The sequence below is a fragment of the Spiribacter curvatus genome (assembly GCF_000485905.1).
In the GTDB taxonomy this organism is placed as follows: domain Bacteria; phylum Pseudomonadota; class Gammaproteobacteria; order Nitrococcales; family Nitrococcaceae; genus Spiribacter; species Spiribacter curvatus.
In genome coordinates this window covers 648,328-670,287 of sequence record NC_022664.1, presented here as the reverse complement: position 1 = coordinate 670,287, position 21,960 = coordinate 648,328, and the positions used below count along the sequence as shown (strand labels likewise).

Genomic DNA, 21,960 nt, shown 5'->3' with positions numbered 1-21,960 from the left:
CGGGCGGACAGGCTGGGTAGTGACACATCGACCTCGAGCGGTAACCTCGTCTCAGTGTAGCAACCGTCGCGATGGCCGTGGCATCGACCGGACGCGCTATGATGGGGGCATGACGGAGTCCCACTACGTCGGCCGATTCGCCCCCAGCCCGACTGGACCGCTCCATCAGGGTTCGCTCGTCGCGGCCGTGGCGAGCTATCTGGATGCACGATCCGTTGGTGGGCGCTGGCGGCTGCGCATTGATGATGTCGATCGCAGTCGATCACGGGCAGCGGCGGCCAGCGATATCCTCAGGACACTGGATGCATTCGGTCTGGAGTGGGACGGCGCGGTTCAGTATCAGGACAGCCGCCGCGATCACTATCAGGCGGCGCTGGAACAGCTGGAGGCGATGGCCCATGCCTACCCCTGCGGCTGCAGCCGGCGGGAGATCGCGGCCGCCGCCGATTACGGCCCCGCAGGCATGATTTATCCCGGCACCTGCCGTGACGGGCTCCCGCGGGGCAAGACCGCGCGCAGCTGGCGATTCCGGACCCCGGCCGGTACCGAGAGATTCATGGACCGCCGCGCCGGCGAACAGTCCATCGACCCCGCCGAGGCGCTCGGTGACTTCGTCATCCGGCGCGGCGATGGCCTGCATGCCTATCACCTGGCGATGGTGGTGGACGACGCGGCACTGGGGATCACGGATGTCGTCCGCGGTGGTGACTTACTAGCCGCCACATTCCCCCAGATCATGCTGCAGAAGGCGCTGGCGCTGCCCAGGCCGCGCTATCTCCACCTGCCGGTGGCACTGGACGGTCACGGACGCAAGCTCAGCAAGACCAATGCCGCACCGCCTGTTGTGGTCCAGAATGCCCCCCGTTCACTGGGCGATGCCCTGACCTTTCTCGGCCACCCGCCACCCGCTTTCCTATCAGGCGCCCCGGTGGCAGACCTGCTTGATTGGGCGGTCCGGCAATGGCGGGTATCGACAATCCCTGCACCGTAATGAGGCATTCGCGCGATTCGCGCCTGAATTTCGCCGGATGGCTTGGCATCAGGCGCCTGACACCCGCAGTATACGGGTCATAAGAACCATCGGTATTGCAACCTGTTACTCAGGAGGAGAAAACGGAATGGCCGCAGAGAAACGCTATCCGGTACCGCCGGAGACCGCCGATAACGCACTGCTCAGCCGCGAGGCCTACGACCGGATGTACCGGCGCTCATTGGATCAGCCGGAGGCGTTCTGGGCAGAACAGGCGGAGGAGTTCCTCACCTGGTTCCGCAAGTGGGATCGGGTCAGCAACAATGACCTGAGCAAGGGGCAGATCCGCTGGTTCGAGGGCGGCAAGCTCAATGTCAGTTACAACTGCCTTGACCGCCATCTCGATACCCACGGCGACCGCAATGCGATTATCTGGGAAGGTGATGAGCCCGGCGTCACCCGGCACATCACCTACCGCGAGCTCCATGCAGATGTCTGCCGCCTCGCCAATGTCCTCAAGCAGCGCGGCGTCTCCAGGGGCGATCGGGTCTCGATCTACATGCCGATGATTCCCGAAGCCGTGGTTGCCATGCTCGCGTGCACGCGCATCGGCGCCGTCCATTCCATCGTATTCGGCGGCTTTTCCCCCCATGCCCTGCGCGACCGCATCGAGGACGCCGACTGCCGGACGGTCATCACCGCCGACCAGGGTCTGCGCAGTGGCAAGCCGGTACCGCTGAAGGAAAATGTGGACAAGGCGATCGATGGCCTCGAGAGCATTCACAGCGTCATCACCGTCCGCCATACCGGGAACCATGTGCCGTGGAACGATGACCGTGACATCTGGTATGCCGAAGCGCTCGCTGAGGCGTCGACGGAGTGCGAGCCCGAAGAGATGGACGCCGAGGATCCGCTGTTCATCCTCTACACCTCCGGGTCCACCGGTAAGCCGAAGGGGGTGCTGCATACGACCGGCGGCTATCTGCTGCAGGCGTCGATGACATTCAAGTATGTGTTCGACTACAAAGACGGTGAGGTCTACTGGTGTACCGCGGATGTCGGCTGGATCACCGGCCATAGCTACATCGTCTACGGGCCGCTCTCCAACGCCGCGACCAGCCTGATGTTCGAGGGTGTACCGACCTACCCCGATGCGGGCCGTCTCTGGCAGGTAGTCGATGACCATCAGGTCAACATCTTCTACACCGCACCAACTGCGATCCGTGCGCTCATGGGTCAGGGCGAGGAGCCGGTCAAAAAGCACTCCCGCCAGTCCCTGCGCGTGCTCGGAACCGTCGGCGAGCCCATCAACCCCGAGGCCTGGGAGTGGTACTACCGGGTGGTGGGTGACGAGCGCTGCCGCATCGTTGACACCTGGTGGCAGACCGAGACCGGCGCAATCATGATTTCCGCGCTGCCGGGCGCGATCGATCTCAAACCCGGCTCCGCCACACTGCCCTTCTTCGGCATCGAGCCGCAGCTGGTGGACAACGAGGGCAACGTTCTCGAAGGGGCCACCGAGGGCAACCTATGCCTGACCCAGGCGTGGCCAAGCATGATGCGCACGATCTACGGTGATCATGAGCGCTTCATGAACACCTACCTCACGACCTATCCGGGCAAGTACTTCACCGGTGATGGCGCACGGCGTGATGAAGACGGCTATTACTGGATCACCGGCCGTGTCGATGATGTGCTCAACGTGTCCGGTCACCGCATGGGGACCGCGGAGATCGAGAGCGCACTGGTGCTGCATGACGCCGTCGCCGAGGCCGCCGTTGTCGGCTATCCACACGACCTCAAGGGTCAGGGCATCTACTGCTATGTCACGCTGGTCCAGGGTGTGGAGCCCAACGATGCCCTGCAAAGCGAGCTGGCGAACATGGTGCGCAGCGAGATCGGGCCAATCGCCAAGCCCGACGTGATCCAGTGGGCACCGGGTCTGCCCAAGACGCGCTCGGGTAAGATCATGCGGCGCATCCTGCGCAAGGTGGCGACCAACGAGCTCGACAGTCTGGGCGACACGAGCACCCTCGCTGACCCGGGCGTGGTGGACGACCTGATCAGCAATCGGGCCAACCAATAGACGCCCCCACCCCGGCGACGATCGTCGACGTCGCCGGGCGATTGACTGGCATCACAAAAAATCAGGGAGGTTATTCGCGCACCACTATTGAAAAGAATCGACGGAAAAGCGATAAACGAACGGCGACTGCGTCGTTCAATAAAAGCCGGCAGGTCAAGACAAGACACTGTCATTCGATAAAACCGCAGGAGGAGCGGAACAATGGCTTCAGGTCAGGAACAGGCCGCAATGGCCTACTGGAAGGAGAACGTCAGACTGTTGATCACACTGCTGATCATCTGGTTTGCGGTATCCTTCGGACTCGGCATCATACTCGCCCCGTTGCTTAACAATATCGTTATCGCGGGCTATCCCCTCGGGTTCTGGTTCGCCCAGCAGGGTGCCATCTACTCATTCATCGTCATCATTTTCGTCTACGTGTTCCGGATGAACGCGCTGGACCGGAAATACGACGTCGACGAAAAGTAACGAGGGGAAAACAACATGGATCTCTCTCTCACCACTTATCTAATTGTCGGCGCCACCTTTGTGCTCTACATCGGTATTGCGATCTGGGCGAAAGCGGGCAGCACCGGCGAATTCTATGTGGCAGGCAAGGGGATTAACCCCATCGCCAATGGCATGGCAACGGCGGCCGACTGGATGTCGGCCGCGTCCTTCATCAGCATGGCGGGCCTCATCGCCTTTCTTGGCTATGACGCATCGGTCTATCTCATGGGCTGGACCGGCGGCTATGTGCTGCTCGCGCTGCTGCTCGCGCCCTATCTGCGCAAATTCGGCAAGTTCACCGTCCCCGAATTCATCGGTGATCGGTTCTATTCCACGCCGGCGCGGGTGATCGCGGTCATCGCCCTGATCGTGGCCTCGCTGACCTATGTCATCGGTCAGATGAAGGGCATTGGTGTGGCTTTCTCACGCTTTATGGAGACGAGCTACGAGATTGGTCTTTTCACGGGTATGGCGATCGTCTTCTTCTACGCCGTGATCGGCGGCATGAAGGGCATTACCTACACCCAGATCGCGCAGTACTGCGTGATGATCTTCGCCTACACCATTCCGGCGATCTTCATCTCCCTGGCGATCACCGGTAATCCGCTGCCGCAGCTCGGTCTGGGCGGCACGGTCGGCGACGGTCAGTATCTGCTCAACACGCTTGATAATATCCTCGTTGACCTGGGCTTCTCGCAGTACACGGTCATGAAGGGCACAACGCTCAACATGTTCTTCCTGACCATGTCGTTGATGATCGGTACAGCAGGTCTGCCCCACGTCATCGTTCGCTTCTTCACGGTACCGCGAGTGCGTGATGCGCGCCTGTCGGCGGGCTGGGCACTGGTGTTCATCGCCATTCTCTACACCACCGCACCGGCCGTGGGGGCCATGTCCTTCTACAACCTCATCAACACCGTCCAGCCGGGCGAGATCGGGGCGGAAGAGGGCAATCTGGCCTACGAGAACGTGCCGGGCTGGTTCTCGCGTTGGGAAGAGACCGGTCTGCTCGGCTGGGAAGACAAGAACGACGACGGCCGTATCCAGTACTACAACGACGATAATGCGGCATTTGATGACACCGCCGCGGAGTATGGCTGGGCCGGTAACGAGCTGACGGTGGACCGGGACATCATGGTGATGGCCAACCCGGAGATCGCGCAGCTGCCGAACTGGGTCATCGCCCTGACGGTGGCCGGCGGACTCGCGGCGGCACTATCCACGGCGGCCGGATTGCTGATGGCGATCTCCTCGGCGATCTCGCATGACCTGATCAAGGGTGTCCTCAACCCCAGAATCAGCGAGAAAGGTGAGTTGCTCTCGGCCCGCGTGGCCATGGGTGTCGCTATCCTTGTGGCGGGCTATCTGGGCCTGAATCCACCAGGATTCGCGGCACAGGTGGTGGCTCTGGCATTCGGACTGGCGGCCTCCTCGCTGTTCCCGGTCCTGATGCTCGGGATCTTCAGCCGACGCATGAACAGTGCCGGTGCCATCGCCGGTATGCTCTCGGGCCTCACCTTTACGCTGGTCTATGTGTTCATCTTCAAGGGCTGGTTCTTCGTCCCGGGGACGAACATGCTGCCGGACAACCCTGAGAACTGGCTGCTGGGCATTGGCCCACAGTCCATCGGCGCAGTGGGCGCGGTCATTAACGCCGTGGTTGCGACGCTGGTGTGCCGATCCACGGCACCGCCGCCGAAGGAAATCCAGGACCTGGTGGAGAGTATCCGGGTGCCCCGCGCGGCCTGAGCGGCCAACCGATCAGGGCGTCGATCGTCGACGCCCTGATGCACCCAACCCAACCCCGGCGGCCCTGCCCCGGGGTTTTTTTATAGCTGGAAGCGCACTTCGAGCTTTTTGTGAAGCCGCCGCGCCTCGCGGAACGCCTCCTTGAGGATCCGGCGGTCCATTGGATTCACGCCCTCCGGATCCAGCCGGTTGCCCATCCGATCCCCGCTGGTCGACTGGTATTGGTGTTCGCGCATCCGCAGAAGCTGCACGAAAGCGAAAGAGCGCTCGAAAGCACCAGCATCCTCCGGCGTCAGTACGCCGGCTCTGACCAGCTCGCGGAATCGCGTCTGGGTATGGCCATCGGCGATACCGGCCTGCAGCGCCAGCACCCGTGCAGCATCGACGAACGGCGTCAGACCACGCACCTTGAGATCCAACCGGTGAACACCGTCATCATCCCGATCGGTGACAAAATCCCGAAATACGCCGAGCGGCGGCTTGATCGCCATACAGTTGCTGGCAAGGGTGTGGAGGAATACCGAATTGCTGGCCGCGAGCTCCACGACCCGGCGCTGCAGCGCCTCACCGGTGGCCAGATCCCCCCAGACCGGACGAAAGTCGAAGTAGATGGTCGAGTGGAGGACATTCTCTGGTGTGGCGCTACCCACCAGCCGCCGAAAGGTCGCTTCCCATTCCTCGAAACTCAGGCATAGCCCCGGATTGCTGGCCATGACGTTCCCGGTACAGAGCGCGAAACCACAGGCATCCAGTACCTCATTAATCCGCCGGGCAAGTGGCAGCAGGCGCTCGCGCACCGCCTCCGGTGTCTCCCCGCCGGGATCGAACAGAATGCCGTTGTCCTGATCGGTGACGCGGGTCTGTTCGCGGCGCCCCTCACTGCCGAATGCGATCCACGTGAATGGCACACCGGGATCGCCCCGCTCCGCGAGCACCAGCTCGATCGCACGGGTGACGGTCCGGTCATTGAGCAGGGTGATGATTCGGGTGATCTGCTCAACACCGGCACCATGCGCCATCATGCTGTCGATCAACGCGCCAACCTGACCGCGGGCGAGCACCAGTGCGTCGACGTCCTCCGCCCCAGTGATCGAGCGGGTGAGATGGACGAGATTGATCCGCTGCAGCGCGAATATGTCGCGCTCGGAGATGACGCCGGCGAGGCGTCCACCCTGATCGGTGACGATCATGTGCCGGATGTGGTGACGCGCCATTTCCACCACCGCCTCAAAGGCGTAGGTCTTGACGTCAAGGGTGATCGGCTCACGGGTCATCACACTCGCCAGTGACTCGTCCAGATGACTGCCATCGGCGACCACCGAGCGCAGATCATGCAGCGTGAAGATACCGCGTGGGCGCTCTTCCGGGTCAGTCACCAGCACACTGCCCACCTTACGGCTGTGCATTGCCGCCACCGCGTCACGCACCGAGATCTGCGCCTCGCAGGTCAGCGGCCGGGCGTTCATAAGCTCGCCGAGCGGCGTATCCATGGTGGTATCGCCGCCCAGATTCCCCGCGGCGCGGTGCTGGATATCCTGCTGGACCTGATCGAGCAGGCCGCTCACACCGCGCAGGCAGTAGTCGCGGAAGATCGGGCTCTCGCTGATCAGATGCTCAAACGTCGTCCGGGGGATGCGCAGGCACTTTGCCGGGGTCCCCGCCCGATAGACCGTCCGCGTTGCCCGCTGCCCCACCATTGCCGCCATCGGAAAGTTGTCACCCGGGCCGAGTTCGAAGCGCTCACCCCCCGGCCGCTCCGCGCGAACCTGGCCTTCCACGATCAGATAAAAGTACGCCGCCGGCTGTGTCGAGGGCTCGAGAATGATTGTGCCCGCGGTGTAGTCGCAGCGCTCACAGTGTTCGCGGAAATACCGCTGTAGCGCGCGCGGCAGCCGATCAAAGGGCGCATGGGAATCGAGAAAGGCGCGGACGACCGAGGCGTCAGTGCTCGCAGTGGCATCCGTCATGGGAATCTCCGAGGGCATTGATTGACTGTTGCGTCAGCGTACCTCGACAAACGGGCGATGGAGTAGCCTATACTGCGGGAAAAAGAGGAGGAGGCAGCATCCGTGAGGTGCTGAGTGGCTTATGGTTAAAACGATTCTAATTGTCGACCATGAATCCAATCTGACCAGCGCGCTTCGATTCCTGCTCGAGCAGTCCGGGTTTCAGGTGGCGCTCGCAAGTAGCTGCGCTCAGGCCGAGGCTGCCATGGCTGAGGCCTGTCCCGACGTGGCGCTGGTCAACACCACGCTACCTGACCGAAGCGGTTATGACCTCTGTCAGCGGCTGCTCTCCGGTGCCGGAACAGCCAGTCTGCCGATCCTTATGCTGACCTCGCACAGCCTGGAGGTCGAGCGCGAGAAGGCATTTTCGCTCGGTGCGACTGACTTCATCGTCAAGCCCTTTGACCCCGCCACGATCCTTGGCCGAGTGCGGTCACTGGTCAGCGGAGCCGCCTGAGCGTGAGGGCATTTCGACTGCCGCGGTTGCGCAAGCGACTCTGGGGGTCGGTGGCCGCCATCGGCGCGCCCACGGCGGCAGTGGCACCGATGCTGGCGAGCGTGCACCCGCTGCTCGGCGGAGGCGTTATCGGCGTGGGCGTTGCCGGCATCGGTCTGGTCCTCGATTGGCGGATCACTCGGCCCTTGAGCGCGACCGAACGGGGCGCCGGTATCATCGCCGGCTCCAACCCCGGTCATCAGCTTGAGCTGGGTGGTCATCACTGGCTGGGCCGCCTGCCTGAGACCGTGGAACAGCTCGGCGGCACGGTTGCCCGGAGCCGGCGAGAGATGGAGGAGGCGGCCTCGGCCTGGACCACCCGCATCGAGGCCCGGAAAGCGCGGCTCGAGACCATCCTGCGGGAAATCCGTGAAGGCGTGGTGGTCTGCGGGACCGACGGCCGCATCAATCTCTATAACCGCACGGCGCGGACCCTGCTCGATGCCGAGCCGGCGCTGGGGCTGGGCCGGAATATCAACGAGGTGCTCAATGATGGACCGCTGCGGCACGCACTGGGCCTGATCGATCCGACCGCGAACACCACCAGCGGCACCGACACCGAGCTGGTCTGTGCCACCGCCAGTGGTGAGCGACTCCTGCGCTGTCGAGTCGCACGATTGATGACCGACGACCCCGGCACCGACGGCTTCGTCATCACCCTGACTGACGTCTCACGTCAGACCCGTGCCGTGCTGCGTCGCGAGCAGAGCCTCCGCGCGGCGGTCGAGTCGCTACGCGACCCATTGACCAGCCTCTATACAGTCAGCGAGAGCCTACGGCTCGCACAACAGGCCAATCTTGGCGCCGAAGCCGACCGCTTCGGCCTGATGGTCCAGGAAGAAACCCGCCGTCTGACCGAGGCCTTTTCGCATCTCTCTGATGAGACCACATCGATGGTCACGGATAACTGGCGGCTGGAGGATCTGCACCTCGGCAGTCTCATCTCCGGGATCAAGAAAAACAGCCAGTCGGCCGGCATGCCACGGATCCAGTGCGGCGCGGATGTCTGGGTATCGGCGGAGCCCTATCTACTCAGTCAAGTGATCGAGGCACTGCTCGTCCGGCTTGCGAGTGCGCTCGACATCGCGGCCGTCGCGATCACCGGGCGTGAACAGGGTAGCCTGGTCTACCTCGACATCAACTGGTCTGGCGACGTGGTCGCGCCAGATCAGCTTGATGAGTGGCTCGATGCGGGACTGGATGACGTGGGTGGAACCGTTTCCCTGCGTGAGGTCCTGCAACGCCATGACACCACCGCCTGGAGCCAGGCGGATCTGTCGCGCGTCGGTCGAGCAATGCTGCGGCTGCCACTCCCCGGAGCGCCGGAGAAGACCGAGACCCCGAGCGCCATCGCCGCGCGCCCCGAGTTCTATGACTTTGCCGCCGATGAGGCCGATCCGGTTCTGGCCCTGGGCGATCAGGCGGAGCGGCGACTGACCGATCTGGATTATGTCGTATTCGATTGCGAGACCACCGGCCTGGCACCCGGCCAGGGTGATGAGATCGTCGCCATTGGCGCCGTCCGTATCCATCAGGGACGCGTCATGCACGGCGAGACATTCGAACTGCTCGCCAATCCAGATCGCTCAATCCCCGCCCTTGCCACCAGCATTCACGGCATTAGGGATGAGGATGTCGCCGACGCGCCGCCGGTGGAGGAAGCCGTCCGGCGGTTCCACGCCTTTGCCGGCGATGCTGTACTGGTGGGATTCAATATCGCATTCGACATGCGGTTTCTGCGGCTCAAACAACGCCGCTGCGGTGTTCGCTTCGACCACCCCACACTGGATGCCCTGCTGCTGTCGATCATGCTCCATGACCATACCGGCGAGCATACGCTCGAGGGCGTGGCCCGACGGCTGGGTGTAGGCGTTGGCGGTCGGCATACCGCCCTGGGTGACTCCCTCACCACCGCCGAGATCCTGATCCAGCTGTTCGAATTGCTACCCGACGCGGGGATCGTGCGCCTCAACGATGCAGTCAGCGCGCAGGAGAAAATGGTCGAATTCCGCCGCCAGCAACGCGCTTTCTAGCCCACAAAAAAACCCCGGGGCCATGCCGCGGGGCTTTTTCAGGTCGCCGGTGAACGGCCGAATGTGACCGGTGGCGCTAGCCCTCGGCGCCCTCTTCCTGCAGCGCCTTGATGCTGAGCCGGATCCGTCCCTGACGATCGACTTCGAGGACCTTCACCCGGAGGCTCTGTCCCTCGGCCAGCTCATCCGCAACGCTCTCAACGCGGCGCTCCGAGATCTGGGAGATGTGCACCAGCCCGTCACGCCCTGGCAGGATGTTCACGAAGGCCCCGAAGTCCATCAGCTTGATGACCTTGCCCTCGTACACCTGGCCGACCTCAACATCCGCCGTGAGCAGCTCGATCCGCCGGCGCGCCTCTTCACCCGCAGCCTTGTCGGTGGAGCCGATCGTGACAACTCCCTCGTCGGTGATATCGATCGTCGTGCCGGTCTCCTCGGTCAACTGGCGGATGGTTGCGCCGCCCTTGCCGATCACATCCCGGATCTTGTCGGGATCGATCCGCAGGGTGATGAGCCGGGGTGCATAGACCGACATTTCCTCACGGTGCTCGGCGATGACGTCATTCATCTTGCCAAGGATGTGCAGCCGGCCGTCGCGGGCCTGCGCCAGCGCCTGCTCCATCACCTCGCGGGTGATGCCATCGATCTTGATGTCCATCTGCAGTGCGGTCACACCGTTATCGGTGCCGGCGACCTTGAAGTCCATATCGCCGAGGTGGTCCTCGTCACCGAGAATATCGGTCAGGACCGCAAAGTCATCACCTTCCTTGATCAGTCCCATGGCGATACCGGCCACCGGCGCCTTGAGGGGCACACCGGCATCCATCAGCGAGAGGCTGGTGCCACAGACCGACGCCATCGAACTTGAACCGTTCGACTCGGTGATCTCGGAGACGACACGGACCACGTAGGGGCAGTCTTCCGGTTCCGGCATGACCGCCTCAACACCGCGCTTGGCAAGCTTGCCGTGACCAATCTCACGACGTTTCGGCGTTCCCATGAAACCGGCCTCGCCCACACAGTAAGGCGGGAAGTTGTAATGGAGCATGAACTGCTCGCGCCGCTCGCCCTCGATTCCATCGATTATCTGCGCATCACGGCCGGTGCCCAGGGTGGTCACCACCATGGCCTGCGTCTCACCCCGCGTGAAGATCGCGGATCCATGCGTCCGGGGCAGGCTGCCAACCTCGATGTCGATCGGCCGGACACTGTAGTTGTCACGCCCGTCGATCCGACGCTCCCCAGCGATGATGCGGCCACGGACGATGGTCTTTTCAAGGTCCTTGAAGGCATCGCTGACCGCCTCGGCGCTCCAGCCGTCCTCGCTCTCACCGTCCGCCACAAGGGCGGTGGTGACGTCACTGCGGACGGCCGCGATCGCCTCTTGACGGGCTTGCTTATCAGCAACCGCATAGGCCTCGGTCAGTGGCTTCTCTGCGTGCTCACGGACCCGGGCGGTCAGGGACTCGTCGGTCGGTTCCGGCTCCCAGTCCCAGCGCGGTTTGCCGGCCTCGGCGGAGAGCTCCTTGATCGCATTGATCGCCGACTGCATCTGCTCGTGGCCATACAGGACCGCATCAAGCATGGTCTGCTCGGGCAGGCGGTTGGCCTCGGACTCGACCATGAGCACGCCCTGCTCAGTACCGGCAACCACCAGATCGAGCTCAGAGCTCTGCAGCTGGGTGAACGAGGGGTTGAGGATAAACTCACCGTCATTGTAGCCCACGCGGGCGGCGGCGATGGGCCCCTCGAACGGGATGCCACTCACGGCCAGCGCGGCGGACGTCCCGATCAGTGCCGGGATGTCCGGATCGACCTCGTCATTCATGGAAATGACGGTCGCGACGACCTGGACCTCGTTGGTGAATCCGTTCGGGAACAGCGGCCGGATCGGCCGATCGATGAGGCGGCAGACCAGGGTTTCTTTCTCGGAGGGACGGCCCTCACGCTTGAAAAACCCACCCGGGATCTTGCCCGCCGCGTAGGTCCGCTCCTGATAGTTGACAGTGAGCGGCAGGAAACTTCGCCCGGGTACGACCTCACGCTTGCCGACGACGGTGACAAGGACGACGGTGTCGGACATGTTGACCATGACCGCACCACTCGCCTGACGGGCGATCTTGCCGGTCTCGAGCGTGACGTTGTGTTCCCCGAACTGGAACGACTTTTTGACGGCGGTTGGAGTCACTGAGATTTATCCCCTGGTCTCTTGTGGAAAGCCTTACTTGCGCAGGCCCAGTCGTTTGATGACCGACTGATAGCGCTCGAGGCTCTTGCGATGCAGATAATCCAGCAGCTGGCGACGCTGGTTGACCAGCTTGAGAAGACCGCGGCGGGAATGGTGATCCTGCTTGTGGGTGGCGAAATGATCGGTAAGGTACTGAATACGGGCGGTCAGAAGGGCGATCTGCACTTCCGGGGATCCCGTGTCCCCGTCGGCGCGTCCGTAATCACGGACGATCTCCTGCTTCTGTTGAGCGCTGAGCGACATCAATGACTCCTGATTGAAAACTTGATTAACTACAACTGAATATTCTAGCCGTGGGGGCTGCGCTGAACAAGCAATCGCCGCGGCGCGACCCCGTGTTCGGCATCGCCAAGCCCGATACCGAGGAATATGCCGGTGTTGGCGTAGACCCGACACAGCCCTGCGGGCATTTGTGAGCCAGCGGCGCCGGCGACTCGCTGCCCCTGGCAGAAGGCGGGCGTCTGTTCACGCCCGAGCATGACTGCCGGGTAGTCGACAAGCCCCTGATCAGGGGGCAGGAGGAGCTCATCCAGACCGTGAGGATCAGCCTCGCGCCGGGCCTCAAGGTGCTCCAATGTCGACATGCCCTCACCAGAGAATGGCCCCAGTGCGGTGCGCCGCAGCGTTTCGACATGTGCCCCACAGCCAAGCGCCTCACCGATATCAGCGACCAGGCTGCGCACATAAGTGCCCTTGGAACAGTCAACCGTCAGCTGCAGGCGATCCGGGCCAATCCAGTGACCGGTCAGTGAGCGGATCGTGACCGGCCGCGGGGGGCGCTCGACGGTCTTGCCCTCGCGTGCGAGCTCATGCAGCCGACGCCCCTGGTGCTTGAGCGCCGAGACCATCGGCGGTACCTGCGAGACCGCCCCGCGGAAACGGGCCAGGACCGCCTCAAGGCCATCGTGATCGGGCGCCGGCACCGGCCGCTCCAAGAGAACCTCGCCGTCGGCGTCTGCGCTGTCCGTGACAATGCCCAGACGCGCCGTGGCGACATAGCGTTTATCGGCATCAAGCAGCCAGCCACTGATTTTGGTGGCCTCGCCGAAACAGAGCACCAGCAGCCCTGTCGCCAGCGGGTCGAGATTGCCGGTGTGGCCGGCCTTGCGGGCATCGAGCCAGCGACTGACCCGGCGCAGCGCCTGATTGGAGTTGATGCCGCCGGGTTTATCGAGCAGCAGGATGCCGTCGATGAACCGACCCTTGCGACGCGCCATCGCGGCCGGTCAGTCCGAGTCCGGTGTCGCCGGACCCTCATCCGGCTGGACATCGTCGATCAGCCGATTGAGGCGCGCGCCGCGATCGAATGTCGGATCATACTGGAACCGCAACACTGGGACCTTGCGCAGCGTCAGCCGCTGGGCGAGCGCACGGCGCAGGAAGTTACCCGCGCCGGTGAGCACCCGCACCATCTCTTGCGACTCCTCCGCCTCCATCCCCAGGCCGGTCACGAATACATCGGCATAGGAGAAGTCGCGACTGACGCGCACCTCCGAGACGGTCACCGATCCCACCCGGGGATCGCGGACCTGGTCGCGGATAAGCCCGGCCAGCTCCTGCTGGATCTGATCGCCAACGCGGCGTGCCCGCGAGAAATCCCGCGGCATCGTTACAGCGTCCGCTCAATGGTGACGCGCTCGTAACACTCGATCTGATCACCGACACGGACGTCATTGTAGTGGCGGACGCCGATACCGCATTCGGTCCCGGACTGCACTTCCTTGACGTCATCCTTGAAGCGCCGCAGCGATTCCAGCTCTCCCTCGAAAACGACAACACTGTTGCGCAGCACGCGGATCGGATTCCGTCGACGGACCACACCGTCGACGACCAGACAGCCAGCGATCTGGCCGAGCTGCGAGGAGCGGTACACCTCGCGGACTTCGGCGGTGCCGATGATATGCTCGCGTGTCTCGGGCTCGAGCATGCCGCTGATCGCATTGCGAAGCTGGTCGATCGCATCGTAGATAATGCTGTAGTAATGCGGCTTGACGTCGTTTTCCTGCGCAAGCCGTCGCGCCTTGGCGTCTGCCCGCACATTAAACCCGATCAGCAGGGCCTCAGAGGCCATCGCCAGGTTGACGTCGGACTCGTTGATGGCACCAACGCCGGTTGCCACCGGCACGATCCGCACCTCATCGGTGGAGAGATTGGCGAGCGACTGGGTCAGGGCCTCCACCGACCCCTGGACATCACCCTTGATGACCAGGTTGACGGTTTTCACGACGTCATCCTGCGCCTGGTTGAACAGCTCATCCATGCGCGCGGCCTTCTGGGCCTGAAGCCGCTTGTCGCGGCTCTTCTCCCGGCGACGCTCAATCAGCTCGCGGGCCTTGCGCTCGTCCTCGACCGCGAGGACCTCATCACCTGCCTCGGGTAGCCCGGACAGCCCCAGCACCACTACCGGTGTGGACGGACCGGCGGATGTGACCCGCTCGCCGCGCTCGTCGAGCAGCGCACGGACCCGGCCGAATTCGGTACCGGAGATGATCGTGTCGCCCTGACTCAGCACGCCGTTCTGGACAAGGATCGTCGCCACCGGACCCCGGCCGCGGTCGAGACTCGATTCCACCACCACGCCAGAGGCAGGGCAGTCACGGACCGCCTTGAGCTCGAGTAGCTCAGCCTGCAGCGCGACGGCCTCGAGCAGTGCCTCGACCCCCTGGCCATTCAGGGCCGAACAGGGGATGAACTGCGTATCACCGCCCCACTCCTCGGGAACGACCTCGCGGGCGACCAACTCATTCTTGACCCGGTCGGGATCCGCCTCCTCACGGTCGATCTTGTTGACCGCCACCACCAGCGGCACACCAGCAGCGCGGGCGTGCTTGACTGCTTCCTCGGTCTGCGGCATCACACCGTCGTCCGCCGCCACCACCAGAATGACCACATCGGTCACCTGGGCGCCCCGGGCACGCATCGCCGTGAACGCCTCATGGCCGGGTGTATCCAGGAATGTGAGATCGCCGCGCTCAGACGGCACCCGATAGGCGCCGATATGCTGGGTGATCCCCCCCGCCTCGCCGGATGCAACCTTGGCGCGGCGGATATAGTCGAGCAGCGTCGTCTTGCCATGGTCGACGTGCCCCATGATCGTGACCACTGCCGAGCGCGGCTCTTCAGTGCCCTCCGGCTCAGTGGTCTGGCTGAGGACCGCCTCCTCGAGATCGTTCTCCCGCACGATATGCGGCCGATGGCCGAGCTCCTCGACCAACAGCACTGCCGTATCCTGATCAATGGCCTGATTGATGGTGGCCATGACGCCCTGCTTCATCATCTCCTTGATCAGATCGGCGGCCTTGACGCTCATCCGCTGGGCGAGATCGCCAACGGTGATCGTCTCCGGCACCTGGACGTCGCGTATGACGGGTGCGGTCGGCTTCTCGAAGCCCTGCTGGAGTGCGGAACTCGCGGCGCCGGCCGCGCCGCCGCCTCGCTTGGATCGACGGCCGCCGGCCTCGGCCTTCTTGCGCGCCTTACCCTTACCCCGGGACGCCTTGCGAGCCGCACGCTCCTCGGCTTCGCGCTCACGCTTGGCCTCGGCCTCAAGGCGCTTACGCTCCTTGTCGTCCTCGATTTCTTTATTGCGGGCCGCCTCGGACTCGGACTTCTGGGAATCCGCCTCCAGGTCGGCCGGCGTCTGAACCTCTGCTGCGGCCTCACCGGGTGCCGTTTCCGGCGTCTCAGTATCGGACTCAGGCTGTTCGGTCCGCTCCGTCTCACGGGCGGCGGCTTCGGCTGCTTCCGCGGCTTCCCGCTCCTGGCGTTCTGCCTCGGCCTTCGCCTCGGCCTCGGCCTTGACCCGCGCCTCTGCCTGACGCGCCTCCTCGGCCGCGTTCACATCTTTCTGCAGGGCGCGCTCGAGAACCTGGGCATCCTGTTCAGCGGCTTCGGCCTCTACCACGCTGCGCTTCACGTAAGTGCGCTTCTTGCGGACCTCGACATTGACGGTCCGACCGGCACCCGCCCCGCGGCTACCCCGTGGCGCACGGCGCTCGCCGCCACCAGAGGGCATCTTGAGCTGACTATGGCTGCGCCGCTTGAGGGTGATCTGCGAGGGACCGCCTTCCTCACTGTCATCCCGGCGGCCATGCGTCTTGCGGATGTGCTCAAGCAGGGTGGTCTTGTCCGCGTCAGACAAGGCGGTATCGGGGTCGTCGTTGGGGATGCCTGCCTCACGGAGCTGAATAAGCAACCGATCCAGCGGCACACCCGTCCTGTCTGCAAAATCCCTGACTGTGCTCTGCGCCATATTCATAACCTCCGTCCCGGCTGAACCGGAATTACTCCTGACCCTCGCCGGCGTCAGCGAACCACGGTTCGCGGGCCTTCATGATCAGTGCCGCCGCACGCTCTGCATCAAGGCCTTCAATCTCAATCACATCATCGACCGACTGTTCCGCGAGATCCTCCATGGTACGGATACCGTTGGCGGCCAGCTGCTCAGCGAGCGCTGTATCCATGCCCTCCAGTCCGAGCAGGTCATCCGCGGGCGCCTCGGCGGCCGCTGCCTCCGCCTCGCGGCTCGCGAGTACGTCCCGCGCCCGTTGACGCAATGCGTTGACCAGCTCCTCATCGAAACCCTCGACCTCGAGCAACTCGGCGACCGGCACATAGGCGATTTCCTCGAGGCTCGAAAAGCCCTCCTCCACCAACAGGCCCGCCAGCTCCTCATCGACGTCGAGATCGGTCGCGAAACGCTCGACCAGTTCGGCGGCCTCGGACTCACTCTTCGCCTCAGCCTCGGAGGCGGTCATCACATTCAGCTCCCATCCGGTCAGCTCACTGGCCAGCCGGACATTCTGTCCACCCCGACCGATCGCCTGGGAGAGCTGATCCTCGCCCACCGCGATGTCCATGCTATGGCGATCTTCATCGACAACGATGGATTCCACCTCCGCGGGCGCCATGGCGTTGATCACGAACTGCGCCGGATTTTCATTCCAGAGAATGATATCAATGCGCTCGCCGGACAGCTCATTGGATACCGCCTGTACCCGCGAGCCCCGCATGCCGACGCAGGCACCGACTGGATCAATCCGGCTGTCGAGAGCGTTGACCGAAATCTTGGCCCGCAGCCCGGGATCCCGCGCCGCGCCAAGGATATCGAGCAATTCCTGGCCGACCTCCGGAACCTCGAGCTTGAAAAGCTCGACCAGGAACTCCGGCGCCGAGCGACTCGCGAACAGCTGTGGCCCACGGACCTCCTCGCGTACCTCCCGCAGCCAGGCGCGCAGCCGGTCGCCCGGCCGGACCGCTTCGCGCGCGATCATTTCCTCGCGGGGGATGAAGGCCTCGGCATTGCTGCCCAGATCGAGGAAGACGTTGCCTCGCTCAACCCGCTTGACGACGCCGGAAATCAGCTCGCCAACACGATCGCGATAGGCCTCGACAACCTTGGCCCGTTCGGCGTCGCGGACGCGCTGGACGATCACCTGCTTGGCGGTCTGTGCCGCAATGCGCCCGAACTCCACCGATTCCATCGGCTCTTCGATCACGCCGCCGACTTCGATATCCGGATCAATCTCACGCGCCCGGGACAATGGTATCTGGTGATCCGGGTGCTCGAGTTCAGCCGTGAGCTCGCTGTCATTATCGGTATCCGTATCGGCCTCAGCGTTCTCTTCGGCGGACGCCGGATCCTCGACGACCTCCCAGTAGCGGAAGGTCTGATACTCGCCTGTCCGCCGGTTGACTGCGACCCGGGCCGCGATCTCCTCGCTGTGACGCTTCTGCGTTGCCGAAGCGAGGGCGGCCTCGATGGCCTGGAAGATCACTTCCTGCTCGACGCCCTTTTCGTTGGCGATCGCATCGACTACCAGCAGAATTTCCTTGCTCATCGTCTACCGTTCTCCGATTGGAATACGCCGCCGCTCACGGCTCCAGCTCAATATGTGCGCCATCAATTGCCGTCAGCGGCACCGCAGTGCGCCCGTCCGCTGTTTCGACGATGACCCCTTCATCCGTCAGTCCGGCAAGTCGGCCGGTGATTTTCCGCCGCCCATCAATCCGCTCACGAAGCCGGATACGGACGGATTCGCCACTGAAGCGCTCGTAATCGGAGGTCTTGAAGACCGGGCGATCAAGTCCTGGCGAGGACACCTCGAGGACATAGTCCCCCCGGATCGGGTCTTCGACGTCGAGCACACCGCTGACCTGGTGACTGACGCGGGCGCAGTCATCGACATTGACGCCGTCCGGCCCGTCGATGAATACGCGTAGGACGGATTCGCCCCGGCTCGGGTGGAACTCCACCCCGACGCATTCGTAGCCAAGCCCTTCGATAACGGGCTCCAGAAGCTCTATGACGTGTTCAGGCGCTTTCATGTTTCGTTGTATCCGGCCTTCCCGGAACAAAAAATGGGCCCGAGGCCCATTTTCACACCGACTACCGCCTTGACGGCATCGGCAAAAAAAAAGGCCGCAAGCGGCCTTCTCGAAGATGCCTAATTGGTAGCGGGGGCAGGATTTGAACCTGCGACCTTCGGGTTATGAGCCCGACGAGCTACCGGACTGCTCCACCCCGCAACCGACAAAAAGAATGGTAGACGCCCTACCGGATTTTTTCAAGACTCGCGTCTTCGATACTGACGCCGGAGTCGGCGTCGCAGGTCGTGGCAGTAAATAAACCCGGGCAGCGCCAGCACCGCGAATAACGCGAGGTTGATGACCCAGAACTCCCAGCCCTGAACCTGGAGTTGTCCCTGAGTCCGATATTCCAGCCCGGCAGCGATCAAGCCCACGACCACGAACATCGCCAGCCACTCGGCCCACCGGATCCACTCCGACTTGCCCCTTGCCGGCGGCGCCGCAAAGAACGCGATCCGATCGCTCAGCCACGGCAGATTCGCCGCGATCAGTGCGACGATCATCAACAGCACGATGGCGGCGCCGGTCCCCACTGGCCGCTTACAGTCCCAACGCGGTCTGACAGATTTCGATCAGACGATCAGGGAACAGGCCGAGCACGAGGATCGCACCGCCGTTGACGGCGACGATCGCGCGCTGCCCCATCGGCGCCTCAAGCGGAGCCGGAGCGTCGAGGCGGTCAAAGTAAACCGCCTTGAGCACGCGCAGGTAGTAGAACGCGCCGATCACCGCGAACAGCACCGCTACCACAGCCAACCAGACCATCCCCGTGTCGATGAGCGATTGAAGCACCAGCCACTTCGCGTAGAAGCCGACCGTTCCGGGGATGCCCGCCATTGAGAACATCAGCAGCAGCATCACCAGCGCAAAGCCACTGTGGCGGTCGTTCAGCCCGCGCATATCGTCGATCATCTCGGCCTCGAAGCCGCGGTGCGAGAGCAGGATGATCATGCCGAAAGCACCGCTTGCCATGATGCCGTAGCTGATGGCGTAGAACAGCGCCGCGGCGTAGCCCTCTTCGGTCCCGGCGATCAGACCGAGGAACAGGAAACCGATGTGGGAAATGGTCGAATACGCGAGCATGCGCTTGAGATTGGTCTGGACGAGCGCGAACAGGTTACCGATCGCCAGTGACCCAACCGCCAGGATGATCGCCATCGCCTGCCACTGGCCATGCAGATCGCCAAGCCCATCGACGAGCAGCCGCAGGAACAATGCCAGTGCCGCGACCTTCGGCGCCGTACCGAGAAATGCTGTCGCGGCCGTCGGCGCACCCTGATAGACATCCGGTATCCACATATGGAATGGCGCAGCCCCGAATTTGAATGCCACCCCCACCAGCGCGAAGGTCATGCCAAATCCCATCAGCAGCAGGTGATCGCCGGTGGCGGCCTGTGCGGCGATCTCGTCGATGAGCAGGCTGCCGGATGCGCCGTAGATCATTGACATGCCGTAGAGCATCATCCCTGAGGATAGCGCACCCAACACGAAGTACTTCATCGCCGCCTCAGCACCCAGGCGGCTATCCCGGTCAAAGGCGACCATTGCGTAGAGGCTGAGCGAGAGCATCTCCAGGCCGACATAGAGCACCAGGAGGCTGCTCGCCGAGGCCATGACGAACATGCCCAGATTGGCCATCAACGCGAGCAGATAGAATTCACCCTTGAGCAGGTCACGTTGGCGGAGGTAGTCCCTGCTGTAACCGAGCGTCGCCACCGACAGGCCCGCCACGGTCATCTTAAGCACCGCGGCAAGGCTGTCGCTGACATACATGCCGTTAAAGGTAATCGAGCGCTCGACGCCCCAGTGCGTATTCACGGCCAGCCCGATGGCCACGAGCAACGTCGCCTGCGTGAGAAAGAACGCGACCCGGCTCTCCTGGCTGCGGTCGAACAGATCGGCGATCAGGACGACGCATACCATGACGCCCAACCAGATCTCCGGGGCGGCCATCGCGAATTGGGGCATTTCGAAATTCATGATCGTCCTCTGGCCAGCGTACTAGGGAGTGGGCACAACAATGCCAAAGAGCGCATCCAGCGAGGGCGCCATCACGTTGATCAGTGGTGCGGGATAGAGCCCGAACAACAGCACCACCACAACCAGGCTGCCCAGCAGCAGACGCTCGCGCGGATTCACGTCGCGGAGCTTGTCGACCTCAGCATTCCGGACCTCGCCGTAGACAACGCGCTTGATCATCCAGAGGCTGTAAGCAGCCCCCAGGATAAGCGTCAGTCCGGCGATGGCGGCATACCAGAACCCAGCCTGGAAACTCGCCAGGATGACCATAAACTCGCCCACGAAGCCAGATGTCCCCGGCAGGCCAGCATTGGCCATCGCAAAGAATACGAAGAGCCCCGCGAACACGGGCATACGATTGGCGACGCCACCATAGTCGGCAATACGCCGGGTATGCATACGGTCATAGAGCACGCCCACGCAGAGGAACATCGCCGCAGACACGAATCCATGCGAGATCATCTGCACCAGACCACCCTCGAGCGCCAGCAGCGCCGCGTCGCGGCTGCCACTGGCGGCAACGATCCGGAAGATCAGGAAAAAGGCCAGCGTCACGAACCCCATGTGCGCGATCGACGAGTAGGCGATGAGCTTTTTCAGATCCTCCTGCACCATTGCCACGAGGCCGATATAGACCACCGCGATCAACGATAACGAGATCAACAGCCAGTCCAGTGCCATACTGGCCTCTGGCACGATCGGCAGACTGAAGCGGAGGAATCCATAGCCTCCGATCTTCAGAGTGATCGCGGCAAGGATCACCGAGCCGCCGGTGGGGGCCTCAACGTGGGCATCCGGCAGCCAGGTGTGGACCGGGAACATCGGCACTTTGACCGCGAACGCCGCCAGAAACGCCAGAAAGACCAGTACCTGCGTGGTGAACGGCAATGCCAGCCCATAGAGATCCGGAATAGCGAAACTGCCAGCCTCGGTGCGCAGATAGATGAGCGCGATCAGCATCATCACTGATCCGAGGAAGGTATAAAGGAAAAACTTCAGGGTGGCGTAGATCCGATTCGGTCCGCCCCAGATACCGATGATGAGGAACATCGGAATCAGCATCGCCTCGAAAAAGACGTAGAACAGAATGGCATCGAGGGCACTGAAGACGCCGATCATGATGCCTTCCATGATCAGGAACGCCGCCAGATACTGGGCCGGCTTATAGCGCACGACATCCCAGGCGGCCACCACGACCAGCAGTGTCGAGAATGCCGTGAGCACCACGAGCGGCATCGATATGCCATCAACGCCGAGGTAGTACTCAACCCCGAACGCCTGTATCCATGAGGCACGCTCGACGAACTGCATGCCGGCAACGCCGACCTCGAAACCGAACCAGAGCGCGACGCCGAGCAGCAGGGTCAGCGCCGAGACGGCGAGTGCCGACCAGCGGGCCCGATCCGCATTGTCCCGCCCCGCCAGCAGGACACCGACACCGCCCACGATCGGGAGCCAGATCAACAGGCTCAGCAACGGCCAACCTCCCAACATG

At 63.1% G+C, this 21,960-nt stretch carries 17 protein-coding genes and 1 tRNA gene; 6 read left to right on the top strand and 12 right to left on the bottom strand.

Features of this window, described 5'->3' with window-relative positions:
* The first annotated feature begins 109 nt into the window (after window positions 1–109).
* The 4 genes from gluQRS to SPICUR_RS03320 all read left to right on the top strand — a co-directional run bounded on the left by gluQRS (window position 110) and on the right by SPICUR_RS03320 (window position 5,294).
* A complete protein-coding gene (gene gluQRS, locus SPICUR_RS03335; RefSeq protein ID WP_023366039.1) occupies window positions 110–991 on the top strand; it encodes a tRNA glutamyl-Q(34) synthetase GluQRS in 882 nt (293 codons plus the stop codon).
* Window positions 992–1,118: 127 nt separating this feature from the next.
* A complete protein-coding gene (gene acs, locus SPICUR_RS03330; protein ID WP_023366037.1) occupies window positions 1,119–3,056 on the top strand; it encodes an acetate--CoA ligase in 1,938 nt (645 codons plus the stop codon).
* 201 nt (window positions 3,057–3,257) lie between these two features.
* A complete protein-coding gene (locus SPICUR_RS03325) occupies window positions 3,258–3,524 on the top strand; it encodes a DUF4212 domain-containing protein (protein WP_041381635.1) in 267 nt (88 codons plus the stop codon).
* 15 nt (window positions 3,525–3,539) lie between these two features.
* On the top strand, window positions 3,540–5,294 hold the full coding sequence (locus tag SPICUR_RS03320; protein WP_023366033.1) for a sodium:solute symporter family protein: 1,755 nt from the start codon (window positions 3,540–3,542) through the stop codon (window positions 5,292–5,294).
* An 80-nt stretch (window positions 5,295–5,374) separates the two neighbouring features.
* Here SPICUR_RS03320 and SPICUR_RS03315 read toward each other — a convergent pair whose 3' ends face one another.
* Window positions 5,375–7,261 (bottom strand): DUF294 nucleotidyltransferase-like domain-containing protein, encoded by a 1,887-nt coding sequence (locus SPICUR_RS03315; protein WP_023366031.1) that lies wholly within the window; start codon window positions 7,259–7,261, stop codon window positions 5,375–5,377.
* Window positions 7,262–7,382: 121 nt separating this feature from the next.
* Between SPICUR_RS03315 and SPICUR_RS03310 the strand changes: the two genes are divergently transcribed.
* Window positions 7,383–7,757, top strand: coding sequence for a response regulator transcription factor (locus SPICUR_RS03310; RefSeq protein WP_023366029.1), 375 nt, complete (start codon window positions 7,383–7,385; stop codon window positions 7,755–7,757).
* 2 nt (window positions 7,758–7,759) lie between these two features.
* Window positions 7,760–9,829 carry a 3'-5' exonuclease gene (locus SPICUR_RS03305; protein WP_148291310.1) on the top strand — a complete coding sequence of 690 codons (2,070 nt, stop codon included), beginning with the start codon at window positions 7,760–7,762 and terminating at the stop codon, window positions 9,827–9,829.
* A gap of 76 nt (window positions 9,830–9,905) precedes the next feature.
* On the opposite strand, the gene pnp is transcribed toward SPICUR_RS03305, so the two are convergent.
* The 11 genes from pnp to SPICUR_RS03250 form a co-directional block, all read right to left on the bottom strand.
* Window positions 9,906–12,017 (bottom strand): polyribonucleotide nucleotidyltransferase, encoded by a 2,112-nt coding sequence (gene pnp / locus SPICUR_RS03300; protein WP_023366025.1) that lies wholly within the window; start codon window positions 12,015–12,017, stop codon window positions 9,906–9,908.
* 33 nt (window positions 12,018–12,050) lie between these two features.
* Entirely contained in the window at window positions 12,051–12,320 is a 270-nt protein-coding gene (gene rpsO, locus SPICUR_RS03295) for a 30S ribosomal protein S15 (protein ID WP_023366023.1), read from the bottom strand.
* 44 nt (window positions 12,321–12,364) lie between these two features.
* Entirely contained in the window at window positions 12,365–13,294 is a 930-nt protein-coding gene (gene truB / locus SPICUR_RS03290; protein ID WP_023366021.1) for a tRNA pseudouridine(55) synthase TruB, read from the bottom strand.
* A gap of 9 nt (window positions 13,295–13,303) precedes the next feature.
* Window positions 13,304–13,684 carry a 30S ribosome-binding factor RbfA gene (rbfA, locus tag SPICUR_RS03285; RefSeq protein ID WP_023366019.1) on the bottom strand — a complete coding sequence of 127 codons (381 nt, stop codon included), beginning with the start codon at window positions 13,682–13,684 and terminating at the stop codon, window positions 13,304–13,306.
* Between the two features lie 2 nt (window positions 13,685–13,686).
* Complete coding sequence (gene infB / locus SPICUR_RS03280) at window positions 13,687–16,329, bottom strand: translation initiation factor IF-2 (protein WP_041382121.1); 2,643 nt, start codon at window positions 16,327–16,329, stop codon at window positions 13,687–13,689.
* 31 nt (window positions 16,330–16,360) lie between these two features.
* A complete protein-coding gene (nusA, locus tag SPICUR_RS03275) occupies window positions 16,361–17,917 on the bottom strand; it encodes a transcription termination factor NusA (protein ID WP_023366015.1) in 1,557 nt (518 codons plus the stop codon).
* Between the two features lie 34 nt (window positions 17,918–17,951).
* On the bottom strand, window positions 17,952–18,404 hold the full coding sequence (rimP, locus tag SPICUR_RS03270) for a ribosome maturation factor RimP (RefSeq protein ID WP_023366013.1): 453 nt from the start codon (window positions 18,402–18,404) through the stop codon (window positions 17,952–17,954).
* Window positions 18,405–18,528: 124 nt separating this feature from the next.
* Window positions 18,529–18,605: transfer RNA gene (locus SPICUR_RS03265), tRNA-Met, on the bottom strand.
* 38 nt (window positions 18,606–18,643) lie between these two features.
* Window positions 18,644–18,949: a DUF2818 family protein gene (locus SPICUR_RS03260; RefSeq protein WP_051373285.1), complete on the bottom strand. Its 306-nt coding sequence runs from the start codon at window positions 18,947–18,949 to the stop codon at window positions 18,644–18,646.
* A 37-nt stretch (window positions 18,950–18,986) separates the two neighbouring features.
* Entirely contained in the window at window positions 18,987–20,426 is a 1,440-nt protein-coding gene (nuoN, locus tag SPICUR_RS03255) for an NADH-quinone oxidoreductase subunit NuoN (protein ID WP_041381633.1), read from the bottom strand.
* A gap of 21 nt (window positions 20,427–20,447) precedes the next feature.
* Window positions 20,448–21,959 carry an NADH-quinone oxidoreductase subunit M gene (locus tag SPICUR_RS03250; RefSeq protein WP_041381631.1) on the bottom strand — a complete coding sequence of 504 codons (1,512 nt, stop codon included), beginning with the start codon at window positions 21,957–21,959 and terminating at the stop codon, window positions 20,448–20,450.
* Window position 21,960: the final 1 nt, after the last annotated feature.

Coding starts and splice junctions, on each gene's coding strand:
- gluQRS (WP_023366039.1), top strand. CDS start 110: ATGACGGAGTCCCACTACGTCGGCCGATTCGCCCCCAGCCCGACTGGA.
- acs (WP_023366037.1), top strand. CDS start 1,119: ATGGCCGCAGAGAAACGCTATCCGGTACCGCCGGAGACCGCCGATAAC.
- SPICUR_RS03325 (WP_041381635.1), top strand. CDS start 3,258: ATGGCTTCAGGTCAGGAACAGGCCGCAATGGCCTACTGGAAGGAGAAC.
- SPICUR_RS03320 (WP_023366033.1), top strand. CDS start 3,540: ATGGATCTCTCTCTCACCACTTATCTAATTGTCGGCGCCACCTTTGTG.
- SPICUR_RS03315 (WP_023366031.1), bottom strand. CDS start 7,261: ATGACGGATGCCACTGCGAGCACTGACGCCTCGGTCGTCCGCGCCTTT.
- SPICUR_RS03310 (WP_023366029.1), top strand. CDS start 7,383: ATGGTTAAAACGATTCTAATTGTCGACCATGAATCCAATCTGACCAGC.
- rpsO (WP_023366023.1), bottom strand. CDS start 12,320: ATGTCGCTCAGCGCTCAACAGAAGCAGGAGATCGTCCGTGATTACGGA.
- truB (WP_023366021.1), bottom strand. CDS start 13,294: ATGGCGCGTCGCAAGGGTCGGTTCATCGACGGCATCCTGCTGCTCGAT.
- rbfA (WP_023366019.1), bottom strand. CDS start 13,684: ATGCCGCGGGATTTCTCGCGGGCACGCCGCGTTGGCGATCAGATCCAG.
- infB (WP_041382121.1), bottom strand. CDS start 16,329: ATGGCGCAGAGCACAGTCAGGGATTTTGCAGACAGGACGGGTGTGCCG.
- nusA (WP_023366015.1), bottom strand. CDS start 17,917: ATGAGCAAGGAAATTCTGCTGGTAGTCGATGCGATCGCCAACGAAAAG.
- rimP (WP_023366013.1), bottom strand. CDS start 18,404: ATGAAAGCGCCTGAACACGTCATAGAGCTTCTGGAGCCCGTTATCGAA.
- SPICUR_RS03260 (WP_051373285.1), bottom strand. CDS start 18,949: ATGATCGTCGCACTGATCGCGGCGAATCTGCCGTGGCTGAGCGATCGG.
- nuoN (WP_041381633.1), bottom strand. CDS start 20,426: ATGAATTTCGAAATGCCCCAATTCGCGATGGCCGCCCCGGAGATCTGG.
- SPICUR_RS03250 (WP_041381631.1), bottom strand. CDS start 21,959: ATGTTGGGAGGTTGGCCGTTGCTGAGCCTGTTGATCTGGCTCCCGATC.